Origin of the sequence: Fictibacillus nanhaiensis (genome assembly GCF_023715445.1) — a bacterium.
In the GTDB taxonomy this organism is placed as follows: domain Bacteria; phylum Bacillota; class Bacilli; order Bacillales; family Fictibacillaceae; genus Fictibacillus; species Fictibacillus nanhaiensis_D.
In genome coordinates, this window is sequence record NZ_JAMBOD010000004.1 from 67,098 (window position 1) to 79,268 (window position 12,171).

Annotated in this window: 12 protein-coding genes; 6 read left to right on the forward strand and 6 right to left on the reverse strand. The window is 38.7% G+C overall.

Annotation, left to right across the window (positions count from 1 at the left end; translation table 11 throughout):
- Positions 1 to 64 precede the first annotated feature (64 nt).
- Positions 65 to 1,003, reverse strand: coding sequence for an EamA family transporter (locus tag M3196_RS12525; protein ID WP_251322650.1), 939 nt, complete (start codon positions 1,001 to 1,003; stop codon positions 65 to 67).
- A 314-nt stretch (positions 1,004 to 1,317) separates the two neighbouring features.
- Between M3196_RS12525 and M3196_RS12530 the strand changes: the two genes are divergently transcribed.
- Complete coding sequence (locus M3196_RS12530) at positions 1,318 to 1,524, forward strand: alpha/beta-type small acid-soluble spore protein (protein ID WP_251322651.1); 207 nt, start codon at positions 1,318 to 1,320, stop codon at positions 1,522 to 1,524.
- A 331-nt stretch (positions 1,525 to 1,855) separates the two neighbouring features.
- On the opposite strand, the gene M3196_RS12535 is transcribed toward M3196_RS12530, so the two are convergent.
- From M3196_RS12535 to gnd, 4 genes are all read right to left on the reverse strand, one after another.
- A complete protein-coding gene (locus M3196_RS12535) occupies positions 1,856 to 4,285 on the reverse strand; it encodes a DUF6359 domain-containing protein (protein WP_251322652.1) in 2,430 nt (809 codons plus the stop codon).
- Between the two features lie 230 nt (positions 4,286 to 4,515).
- Positions 4,516 to 5,148: an SOS response-associated peptidase gene (locus M3196_RS12540; protein WP_251322653.1), complete on the reverse strand. Its 633-nt coding sequence runs from the start codon at positions 5,146 to 5,148 to the stop codon at positions 4,516 to 4,518.
- A gap of 534 nt (positions 5,149 to 5,682) precedes the next feature.
- The gene (locus M3196_RS12545) at positions 5,683 to 6,201 is read right to left on the reverse strand and encodes an acyl-CoA thioesterase (RefSeq protein ID WP_425310998.1); all 519 of its coding nucleotides are present in this window, start codon (positions 6,199 to 6,201) and stop codon (positions 5,683 to 5,685) included.
- Positions 6,202 to 6,428: 227 nt separating this feature from the next.
- A complete protein-coding gene (gene gnd / locus M3196_RS12550; RefSeq protein ID WP_251322655.1) occupies positions 6,429 to 7,325 on the reverse strand; it encodes a phosphogluconate dehydrogenase (NAD(+)-dependent, decarboxylating) in 897 nt (298 codons plus the stop codon).
- Positions 7,326 to 7,579: 254 nt separating this feature from the next.
- Between gnd and M3196_RS12555 the strand changes: the two genes are divergently transcribed.
- Positions 7,580 to 8,440, forward strand: a complete 861-nt coding sequence (locus M3196_RS12555; RefSeq protein ID WP_251322656.1) for a sulfite exporter TauE/SafE family protein — start codon at positions 7,580 to 7,582, stop codon at positions 8,438 to 8,440.
- 64 nt (positions 8,441 to 8,504) lie between these two features.
- Here M3196_RS12555 and M3196_RS12560 read toward each other — a convergent pair whose 3' ends face one another.
- A complete protein-coding gene (locus M3196_RS12560) occupies positions 8,505 to 9,350 on the reverse strand; it encodes a DegV family protein (protein WP_251322657.1) in 846 nt (281 codons plus the stop codon).
- A 229-nt stretch (positions 9,351 to 9,579) separates the two neighbouring features.
- Between M3196_RS12560 and M3196_RS12565 the strand changes: the two genes are divergently transcribed.
- The 4 genes from M3196_RS12565 (at position 9,580) to M3196_RS12580 (ending at position 12,156) form a co-directional block, all read left to right on the forward strand.
- Entirely contained in the window at positions 9,580 to 10,023 is a 444-nt protein-coding gene (locus tag M3196_RS12565) for a MarR family winged helix-turn-helix transcriptional regulator (RefSeq protein WP_251322659.1), read from the forward strand.
- Between the two features lie 208 nt (positions 10,024 to 10,231).
- Positions 10,232 to 11,185 (forward strand): helix-turn-helix transcriptional regulator, encoded by a 954-nt coding sequence (locus M3196_RS12570; RefSeq protein WP_251322661.1) that lies wholly within the window; start codon positions 10,232 to 10,234, stop codon positions 11,183 to 11,185.
- A 68-nt stretch (positions 11,186 to 11,253) separates the two neighbouring features.
- A complete protein-coding gene (locus M3196_RS12575) occupies positions 11,254 to 11,442 on the forward strand; it encodes a cold-shock protein (protein WP_251322662.1) in 189 nt (62 codons plus the stop codon).
- A gap of 159 nt (positions 11,443 to 11,601) precedes the next feature.
- A complete protein-coding gene (locus tag M3196_RS12580; RefSeq protein ID WP_251322663.1) occupies positions 11,602 to 12,156 on the forward strand; it encodes a YtxH domain-containing protein in 555 nt (184 codons plus the stop codon).
- Positions 12,157 to 12,171: the final 15 nt, after the last annotated feature.

The window sequence follows — 12,171 nt, forward strand, 5'->3', positions numbered from 1 at the left end:
GTAAGTCGTACCCTATCATAGTGGTACGATTCAGAAAAAAAGTCAAATGAAGCGTTTGCGTCAACTACTTATTTACAGTCTGATTGATTTTAAGAACTCCCTTTTCCGGCATAGACAGCAAGAATACGGTTAAAATAATCAGCATTCCGCCAACCGATTGAAAGCTGCCAAAAGCCGTACCCAGCCAAACTACTGAAACAATGGTTGCTACCAATGGTTCAGCGCTTCCAAGCAAACTCGTTTCGGTTGAAGAAATATATTTTAAACTGTCTAAATACAGATAAAACGGAAGCAGTGTACCAAAGATAACTACGAACGCAAGCATCCAAAAAAGTGACGGTGTCCAATCGATGAATCCCGCTTGCCAAGGCTTTGTCCAAACGGAGACAGCCAAGCCCCCCAACAGCATCGCCCAACCTACTATCACAGCAGAAGCATATTGTTTTAGTAAACGAACAGGATAAACCGTGTAAACCGCAACAGAGACCCCGGAAAGAACACCCCAAAAAATCGCTTCTTTAGAAACCGTTATGTAATCCATCTTTCCGTTAGTCAGAAGTAAAAATGTACCCGAAAGTGCCATCAAAACGGCAATCCATTCTTTACGCTTCGGCCATTTTAAAAATTTTAAAGCAAAATATACTGTGATAAAAACAGGTCCTAAAAATTGAAGGAGGGTCGCGGTTGGTGCATTCCCTGCCTCAATGCTTAGGAAAAAAGTCAACTGAGCACCAAGCATTCCCGTTAACGAAAAAACAAGTAAATCCAGGCGGTCTCTTTTGTTCTTCCAAACCGCAAAAATATTATGATGATATGAGATGAATGTTAATAGCAGCAATCCTGCCATTATCATACGGACGGATACCAGCCATGTCGCTGTTACTGCAGAATGTGAGAAAATCCATTCTGCTGCGTTTCCTGAAAATCCCCAAAGTGAAGCACCGGCTAATGCTAATGCAATTCCTTTCCATTTCATGATGTCTTCTTTGTTTTTAAGCCCCATTTCTTCACCTGCTCTCTTAAATGCATGGATATTCTATATATATCTGCAAATTTCCTTCTCTATTATAAATCCAAAATCTTAAAATAGCAGGATATTTTTCAAAAAGAAAAACACTGACTGGGATCCAGTACAGTGCTTTCCTTGAAAATAAAAATAGGGGGATGATTTATCATACGAAATCTTCGGGTTTTTGGTGTCGGTTACTCCAAAAATATGCGAATACCTACTATTTATATCACTAATAAAAATATTATCCAATACATGCATATTTTTGTAAAATATATACAAACTAGTAGTACAAGGAGGTGATACATATGGCACGTAACAACAACTCTAATGAATTAGTAGTAGCTGGAGCACAAGCTGCTTTGGATCAAATGAAATATGAAATCGCTTCTGAGTTTGGTGTTCAACTTGGACCAGATACAACATCTCGTGCGAATGGATCTGTTGGTGGTGAAATCACTAAGCGTCTTGTTCAAATGGCTGAACAGCAACTGGGTGGCGGATACCTTCGCTAATCGCATTAATTCTTTTAAAAAATGGACTGTACTCCAATGAGTCAGTCCTTTACCTATTTTAGGGTATTTACATACGTTCATGACAATTTACGGTACGTGATCTTTTAATTATTACATGTTCGCTCAAAAAAACCTCGTTTCGCTCAGAATTGTTTATCTTCGCTCAAAACACCTCGTTTTTCGCTCAAATATTCCTAGTTTTGCTCAAACCCACCCACTTTTCGCTCAAATAGGGATTTTCACATAATAAATGGACGTTCAGCTAAGAAAAAATAACGAAAAACTGACCAAAAGTCAGTTTCCACATCCTTTTTGGTCAGTTCCTTTGTTATTACTTCACTTTATCTAGCTTGATTTGAATCAATACAGGATCATGGTCACTTGCACGTCCATGCTCTTCCATGAACTGAGAGTTGATATGAACAATATCAACTTTTGTTTTCTTCGCCATATTGTTTGTAACTAAAATATGGTCAAGTACTTGTGCGTTCCCTTGATAAGAGTACGTAAAACGCTCATTAAAAGGAACTTTCTCAATCATGTTTGTTAATTCTTCGCCTTTTAACGTTTCAAGTGCAGGTGTGAACTCGAAGTCGTTAAAATCACCGAGTAAAACTACTTTAGCATGTTCATCTTCTTTTTTAATGTCTTTCACGAATCCGTTAACAATCTTAGAGATTTCAAGACGCTGTGCTTCACTGCCCAAATGAGGAGGTTGATTTATACCGAATAAAGGCTGATCTCCACCTTTTGAGTTAAAGTGGTTCGCAACAACAATTACACTCTCACCATTAAATTCAAATTGTGCAGCTACTGGCTTACGGCTGTCTTCAAACGCTGGATTCGTCGGATCAATGCGTCCAGGGTTAAGTGTAAGTTTGCCATCCTCATAATCTACAGCTTGAGTCGCAGTACCCTTTGTTCCTTCTGCAAGTGAAACACGCTCAGGATTGTAGATGAATCCCACACGAATGTTTCCGCCAGGCTGTCCGCCGTCTTGATTGTTTTCAGGTGCGATATCTGTGTAAACATATTCTGGTCCGCCTTGAGCTGCAATTTCTGCGATTAATCGTTCAGCACTCTCTTTTGCTTCGGTATAGCCATTGTTTGTAGAACCGTTCCCATCTTGCATTTCTACAAGACCTACGATATCAGGGGCCTTCAGGTTGTTAACGATAGAGTCAGCGATTCTGCTAACTTTTTCATCAGAAGTATCCTTTTCATTTGCAGAGAAGTTCTCCACATTAAAGCTCGCGATGGTTAGTTCTTTATGTTTTTCATGAAAACGAGTGATTTCACGTTCTGTGTTGCCTTCAACAAACGTTGGAAGATCTTCCACATCAGTTAATACTTTATAGTTGCTAAAACCATAGCTTACAACACCCGTAATTGCACCATCAAAGTAATCTCCTGATTTTGCAACGAAATCTTCATCACCCATATCTATGAAAATACGTTCAGGGTTGTAATCGAATTCTGTGATGTTTAACCCGCCAGCAGAATTAAGTCTGCTATATTCACCGTGATCCGGAAGAACAACCAGTTCACCATATTTTTGCGGCGCAATAACAGCCGGATTATTAATTTCTACAAGCATTCCTTCTAAACTTTCATAAAAATCTATTCCGTCTTCACTTGGATCGAATTCTTCAAAGTTATCATTATCAATAATTTTTGTCGGCTGCTGTAAGCCAAACATTCCGATTACTATAGATTCAGGAAGTTCTTGTCCTTCTTCGACTGTTGCTACCTGACCTTTATCAGCATTGATTTCAGTCATTGCAAGATCAGTTCTTAATTTGTCAGAGTACCCTTCTAGCACCCATTCTTTAACTTGACCATTTACAGAAACGACATTGCCTTCCGTTTGTCCATGACCCGGCTTATATACAAGAATTCCTTCAGATGTATTAGAATCGTTATCTGGTTCTAAATCTTGCATGTAGAAGTTCCTGTCATCTACCACTTTTGTAACGATGCCTTCTACACCCTCAACTACTTTATTTGCAACTGGGGAATTGTGACCGGCACCTTGGATATCATGAATGCGAAGTCCTGAAAGTGCTACTTGGTATTTAAATTCTGCAATGCTGCTGTCTTTCAATCCGGCTTTTACAGCTATAGCTTTTATTGTTACATCTTCATTAATCGTAATTGGTGCAGTGTAAAGCGTGCTGTTTGTCGTCGGGTTTGAACCATCTACAGTGTAATAAATAGCTGCATCTGATGTTTCTGTAGTAAGTGTTACTTGAGTACCTTTAGATACAACCTGTCCTTCAACAGAAGACTTAACTTCTTCTACTTGTGGTTCAGGAGGTGTTCCGTCTACAAATGAAAATGTCTTTGCGTTTTTATGACCTGGCACTGAAAAATAAGCTGTTAAGTCACCAGTAATTTGAACCTTTTTCCCTAAATGATCAGAATTAGTTTTTAAGTTTAAGGCATTTCTGACCTCACCAGATGGTAATTGAACAGGCATGATTTTTGTTTTATCTGTTTCTGTAGGTGAATCTGCAATAGCTAAGTTTGTATCTTGTGTAAAAGGACCTTCAAATTGATATGAAATGGATGCTCCACTTCCTCCTTTTACTGTTCCAACGATATACCCCTCAACAGTCGCTGTACCACTGTTATTCGCAATAGCCTCGCTTACGGTAATTACGTCAGCTGCTGTTGCTTGCTGCATAGGTAATATTAAACTGATCACCATCGCAAAGATGATAGTTATATTTGTGAGTTTTTTCGTCTTTCTTTTTAACACAACCGTCCACCTGCCTATGTTTTATTATGTAAAACTAAGTAAATTCATGAAAAATATAACACAAGTTTGTCAGTTCAATTGTTAGTTTTATGTTAAAACAGTCAGAAAGACTTACAAAGAATTTACAGTATAGTTCTGTTTTACTAAAAACCCTTTCCCGATTTCGGGACTTTCTAGATATAAAAAAATACCGACTTCATCTTGGCTGTTCTGCCATTTAAAAGTCAGTATTATCTCGTATTCAAATTTCGTGTCACGGGTTCAACTGAAAGGTCAGGATTATTTTGATTCAAGATCGCGAGTAGTGTCTCCTTTTCTGTACTTTTGTCCAGCCACATTTCTCCCTCTTCAGGCTTCAGCATAACCGGCATGCGGTGATGGTACTTCTCCATTAACGAATTAGATGCTTTCGTTAATATGGAACAGGTTATCTTTTCATTACCTGACCCATCTGATCCCTGTTTCCACCTTGACCAGATTCCTGCAAAAGCAAACGGCTCATTATCTTCCAAGGTAAACTGATAAGGCTGTTTCTTGGTTCCCTCTTTCACCCATTCGTAAAAACCGCTTGCAGGAATCAGACACCTTTTTTGATAAAATGATTCTTTAAAGCTTGGCTTCTCGTTAATGGTTTCACTTCTTGCATTGATTAACTTGTTGCCAATCTTAGGGTCATTCGCCCACTTCGGAATAAGCCCCCACTTCATATATCCTGCCCGGTTTCCGTTGCCGCCTTTTACAATAGACAGCACTTCCTGGCTAGGTGCAATATTGAATCGTTCTTCATATTCAAATTCATTCACTAAATTAAAGGCATCGATAATAATATCCTTTTCATAATAAAGCATGTAGCGTCCGCACAATTTCCCCACTCCCTTTTAAAGATTGATAAGTGAAAGAATACAGGAAAATCTATTCTTCAGGAAGCAAATAAAATGTAGAATCCTTTATCCACCTATTATTTTATTGCTCTTTACGATGATTACCGTATTAGGCACTGACTGGTTTATGGGCACACAGCCATTAACCGTATAACCCTTTCTTTTCATTAAGAATACAATAATAAAATAAAGCTGGTAAAACAACTTGAAACGGAATGTGCATAAAATAAGGCAATTTCGTTAACTATCCACCTTTTTTTCTAATCTTTTCTTAGGATTTACGGAACGGACTTTAGTTATGAAACGGTAATAGGAATAAGAAAGACTTTGTTATAGTTGGACACAAAAAAGCTCCTAATTTGTTTTACATGAAAACAAATTAGGAGCCCTAACAATTTAACAGATAAAATGCCAGGGTTCTGTATCCCTGGCTGGAAAAAGGTTAACTTTATTATATCACCTTATTTCCATTTTGCGAATCTTAACGTCTAAAAAAATAAAAATAAATCTTTATGCTCACATTGTCTCCCAAGGCTTTTTTACGCCGAATTCTTTTGCTAGTCTTTTGCTTTCTTCACGGCGTTTTTTTCTTGCTATCGCCCGCTCCGGTGCGTGTTCATGGAGCCATTTTTCTTCTTCCGTTTCAGGTATGACTTTTGGCACAGGTGTAGGTTTTCCGTCCTCTCCCATGGCCACGAATGTAAGGAAGGAAACAGCGCAAACATTACGTTCACCAGACAAAAGGTTCTCTGCAATGACTTTAACGAAAACTTCCATCGAAGTCGTTTTTGTCCATGTTACGAATGACTCCAGGCAAACAGAATATCCTTCCTTTATCGGCTGTAAGAAATCCACTGAGTCAGTAGATGCTGTAACAACATGCTTTCGGGCATGACGAATAGCAGAAATAGCAGCAACATCATCAATATAAGCCATAAGCTTCCCACCAAAGAGCGTTCCATAATTGTTTGTATCTGGAGGCAGTACAACTGATGATTTAACGGTACGGGACTCGCGTACATATTTCTTTTCCATATTCATAACTCCTATCCTTTTCAGGTCTTTGATAGTATATGTTTTATTCATTTAAAGAAAACTTGGCTGACGTTATGACGTTTGGTCAGCCTTGATTGCCGTTATACTTTATACTTAAACTTGTACACCGGTTTTCATCTTGCAAACAGGTTATTCCATATAAAGTAAAAAATAGCGAAAGACCTCTGCTTTAGATCAGTGGCACAGAGGTCTTCAAACAAAAGCTATTATTTTTTTACGACAGCATGTCCGCCGAACTCGTTACGAAGTGCAGCAACCACTTTGCCGTGGAATGTATCATCTTCTAATGAACGGAAACGCATGAATTGAGATAGCGCAATAACCGGAGCTGATGCTTGATAGTCTAGAGCGGCTTCAATCGTCCAAATGCCTTCACCTGAAGAGTTCATTACACCGCGGATGTCTTCAAGCTTAGGTTGTTTGCTGAACGCGTTCTCCATTAATTCAATGAGCCAGCTACGGATAACCGAACCGTTGTTCCATACTCTCGAAACAGCTTCATAATCATAATCAAAATCACTTTTATCTAAGATTTCAAATCCTTCACCGATGGCTTGCATCATGCCGTACTCAATTCCGTTATGAACCATCTTCAAGAAGTGGCCAGATCCAGCGCGCCCTGTGATTAAGAAACCTTTTTCAACACAAATTTTTTCATAAACAGGAGCTAGGTAATTTACAGCATCCTCGTCTCCACCCATCATTGCGCAAAGCCCGTAACGAGCCCCATCTGTTCCGCCGCTTGTACCAACGTCAACAAAGTGGATACCATCAGCTTTTAACTCTTCATAACGGCGCAGTGTATGTTTGTACATGGAGTTACCTGCATCAACAATGATATCGCCTTCTGTAAGATGCGGCTTAAGTTCGCTGATAACCTTATCAACGATCTCACCAGCAGGGACAAGAAGAATAACAGCTTTTCTGCCTGAGAATGAGTTTGCAAGCTCCTCAACAGACTCTGCACCTTTAACGCCTTGTTCAGAGATCTCTTTAACAGTGTCTTTGTTAACATCTGTAGCGGTAACTGTAAAGCCTTTATCGTTCATGTTCAATGCCATATTAAAGCCCATCTTCCCCAGGCCGATTAATCCGATTTCCATAGTTCGTATCACTCCATTTTATTTTATGTATTTCTTACTTTTTTGTATTATTCCACAAAATAAAGGCGATTAACCTTTACTTGGAACACTGTCTACTACCTTATCGAAAAATGAACAAAAAAACAATTATTTAATCACGTTTTAATGGTGTTTTCTTTATTTTAAAAGGAATGTATCCAATTTAATTACATGCCTAAACCGAAGTACGTTTGTCCCCATATTCTATAAGATATCTGTTTATTGGAGGACATTACGTGAAAAAAATAATCGTGCTTGCTATGATCGGCTTGGTAGCACAGCTTATTGATGGTTCTTTGGGCATGGCATACGGTGTGACATCTACCACTCTTCTATTAATGGTCGGACTTACCCCAGCTATCGCTTCTGCCTCGGTACACTTAGCTGAAGTAGTTACTTCTGCTGTATCTGGGTATTCTCATTTAAGATTTGGTAACGTGGATATAAAAATTGTGAAAAAATTAGTTCTCCCAGGGGCTTTAGGTGCTTTTTTAGGTGCTGCTTTCTTAAGCTATATTCCAGCTGTTTTTATCAAACCGTATATCTCAATATTCTTACTGGGCTTAGGTGTTTATGTTTTATTTCGATTTTTATTTCTAAAGATTACAGCAGACGAACAAGAACCAGAGACAGACAGTAAACACAAGCTATATAGACCGGTAGGGTTCATGGCAGGCTTCATGGATGCCAGCGGCGGAGGGGGCTGGGGTCCGTTAACTACACCGTTGTTGCTCACGCATCGACATCTTTCACCGAGCAAGGCTATTGGAACCGTTAACTTTAGTGAATTTGCTGTTTCCTTATCCGCATCTATCGGATTCTTTTTGTTCATCGGCTGGGAAACGCTGTATTGGCAGATCGTTTTAGCCATGATGCTAGGCGGCATCATGGCAGCTCCATTTGCTGCATGGCTTGTAAAACGCATAAAGCCAGCATTGTTAGGAGTATTGGCTGGTGGTTTAATCATCCTGACAAACCTTCGAACTATTGTAAAAGAATTTTTTTCTATAGAGCTATTTGCAGTAATGCATTTTCTTCAGCCCCTCCTGTTAGTGTGGATCATACTGATCATTGCAGCATTCCGAAAAGATTCCTGAGTTTAATAAAAAGTATAGGGGACAGACCCGAGTCTGTCCCCTGTTACTTTTTACACTTTTTAGTTTACTGCTCTTCAAACCAGAGGATACCAAGTGTTCCTGCTCCAACATGAACACCGATTGCCGGGCTCAGCTGCCCAAGATTAATCGTAATGTCTGGATATTTTTCCTTTAGAAGATGCAGCCAATCTGCTGCTTTTTCCGACGAGCCGCTGTAAACAACACTTACACCATTTACAGAATTTCGTTGCGCAGCCTCTTCAAACAAAGCCAATACACGTGACTCTGCTTTTTTTAGTGTTCTTATTTTTTCAAATGGTACGAGTGAACCATCATCAAATGTCAGGATCGGTTTTATCTGTAGAAGGTTTCCAACCAAGAAGCCCGCTCCTGACAATCTTCCGCCGCGTCTCAGCTGTTCTAAACTTCCAATACAGACATAGCCTTTTACATGATCAGCTGATATTCTTAACTGGGATGCTATCTCCTCCGGCTCAAGTCCTTCTTCTTCCAATCTCTTACCTTTTAAGATCAATTGTTTCATTGCCTCTGATGTAATTTTCGAATCTACGATATGGACCGGAAAATCTGCCATATCAGCCCCAAGCCTTGAACCATTTATAGTTCCGCTGAACTTTTCTGAAACGTGAACAGCAATACCGCAATCATAATCATGCTTTAGAACTTCGTAGAAATCAGAAAATTCACCAACTGTTGGCTGACTTGTTTTCGGAAGTTCGGAAACCGTTTCCAATTTTTTATAAAATTCATCAGGTGTTATATCCACACCATCTTTATAAACCTCATCTTCCATAATGACAGATACTGGTATAATATGAATGCCCAGCTGCTTTGCTTCCTCTTTTGTCATACAGCTTGTACTATCTGTAATCCATGCAATACGTGCCATCTTTCTTCCCCCCTTTTTTCTCTCTTTTTCCTATTAGATATAAATGAAAGAAATTCCTCTTTTATTAAAAGAATTATATTTTTATTGCTAAATTAAATCTATATTTCAATTGTTTAAATACTAGCACAGAGATACACATTGGGAACTAGATACTTTATACTACAGAATAATGGAACTTATCGGAAATTTATATTAAAATAGCAGTAACGTAAGCTAAGGAGGCAGTACTGTGAAAGTGGTAGCAGAAAGTAGAAATGTTTTAATCGAAGTAGAGCGTATAGAGAAGGCTTTTGTTGAAATCATGGACGTTTTAAAACCAGAAATTTGGGAAGAAGAAGAGATTACCTCTACTCAGTTTCAAATATTGAAAACACTTTCTACCCGTGAAAAATGGACCGTTTCTGAAATTGCCGAGGCTATGAAAGTGCGTGCAAGTGCTACTACAGTCATCATTGACAGACTTGTAAAAAGAGGATTGGTTGATCGGTATCGTTCGGAACTAGATCGCAGAATCGTCTACGTGCAGCTAAATCAAACGGGTTTAGATGCATTTCAAATGATTCAAGAGAAAAGAAATGGTGTACTAACAAAATACATGTCTCAGCTTACTGACAAGCAGCTGGCGGATATGGTCCATTGTATGGAACATCTTTCTTTGATCGTTAAAAGCTAATTTGTCTCAACACTGCCTAAAATAATAATCCCAGCTTATCTTACTATCTTTCATACCTTACTGCTTAACACGTTATTCCAAGAGGATAACGTGTTATTTTGTTTTTAGCCTTTAATTTTTGAGAAACACTAACAATTCAACAATTATGTACGATATAAAATACATTGAGTAGTACCAAAGATTGGAATACAAATATTAGGGGTCAAATATGTCAAAGATAAAAAGACTAGAGAGACTATTACTCTCTATAAATACAAAAAAACAATTTACCTTAAAAGAACTAGCGGTAGAATTTCAAGTTTCTACCCGTACAATACAACGCGATTTATTGCGCCTCATGGAAATGGGTCTGCCTATTATTTCTGAGTTCGGTCCTCATGGCGGTTACCGGATTGAACACGACCGCATTCTTCCACCGATTGGATTTACAGAGATGGAGGCTTCTGCCATATTGTATGGACTCCAATCGTATGAGAATGAAAGTTTTCCATATCAGATTCAAAGTAAATCTGTTTCTAAAAAACTTCTTCAATATTTGCCTGACGATGCGAAAGACCATTGGAATGAAATCCAAAAACGGCTAGCAGTTCAATTTCCCCTTCCTGAAGAAAGTTTGCATGCACCTGTTTTACTCGAAGCAGCACTAAAACAAAAGATTGTTACTGTTCTATATGAAATTAAAGGCTCTAAAACATACTGCAACATTCAGCCCATTGGAATTTACAATGAGAATGGTAAATGGTTCTGTCCTGCCTACTCCTACTCCCTGATGGATTATCATATTTATAACCTCTCAGATATCCTTCAAGCAGTTATTAACTATGAACCAATGGATGTTAAAGACTTTTCAAATCTTACGATCCATAACTGGCCATCAAAAATAGCACCGCGTTCTTATGTAGATCTTGTTGCTGAAATTACAGCTGAAGGGCTGCATTACTGTCAAGCACATCCATTTTTGAAGCAATTTTTGATTAAACTTGAGGATGGGACTCAATGGCTGAAGGGTCGAATTTTAACAAATCACATTGATAAAACGGCTGAATATTTATGGCAGCTAAAAACAAATATAAACATTCATTCTCCGTTTGAAATTAAGTCTATACACTATCGGTGGGCGAACGAGATTTCAGCTAAAAATAAGGCTATTTTAAATATGTAATCAAAATGATACATATTTTTCCTCTTTTAGGCGTATACTATAAGTAGAACAGAAAAAGGGGGATATCTATGGCTTTTTTTTCAAAACAACCTGCAGAGCCGATTCCAGACGTAGAAACGAAGGTTTGGGCATGTTCAAGCGACGGTTGCTCATGCTGGATGCGCGCTGACTATTCTTTGCAAAAAGAACCTCAATGCCCCATTTGTCAATCTGCAATGAATGAGGAAATTCGTATGCTTCCAGAACTCAAAAGCTAATGAAATAAATAGAAAACCAGCCGGGCAGACAGCCCGGCTTTTTCTATGTTTATTTGTGGCCAATTCTCCTTATTTCGTTGTGTATGTTACGGAAAAATGTTTATATTTCTGCTCAGCGGGTACGATTTGTATACAAGCTAAAAAGGAGGAATTGATATTATGCATAACGAAACGACACACACAACAACAGCGGAGCCTGTTTTTACTCATTCCGATTTTCAAACGCGTGAGACATATGATAATTATAAAAAAGGGACTGGATCACGTTTTGCAACTGGACTTGTAGTAGGTGGATTAGTTGGTGCAGCAGCAGCTCTTCTTTATGCCCCAAAGAAAGGTAACGAGTTTAGAAACGATTTGCGTGACTCTTCCATTAAGTTGAAAGAGCGTACCATGCAAAAGAAAGATGAAACCATGCTAAAAGCTAAACTTGGAAAGATGGACGCAAAGGATGCTGTTCAATCTATGAAAGACAAATCCAGCAGCATGTCAGTTTCTGCCCGACAAAAGCTGCAGGAAGCAAAAAATACAGTAAAAGAAGCAAAGACTGAGACTAAATCAGCTATCGATGAAGCAAAAAAGGAAGCTGCGAATGATGGTTACAGCACTCAGTCAGCCTCTAAAACAACGGCGGTAGTTACACCGCGCACAATGTCAGATTCTAATCAAAAGACGGGAACGGATTCTCCATCCTACCAGAAAAAAAATCAATAACAAACCAAACCATTT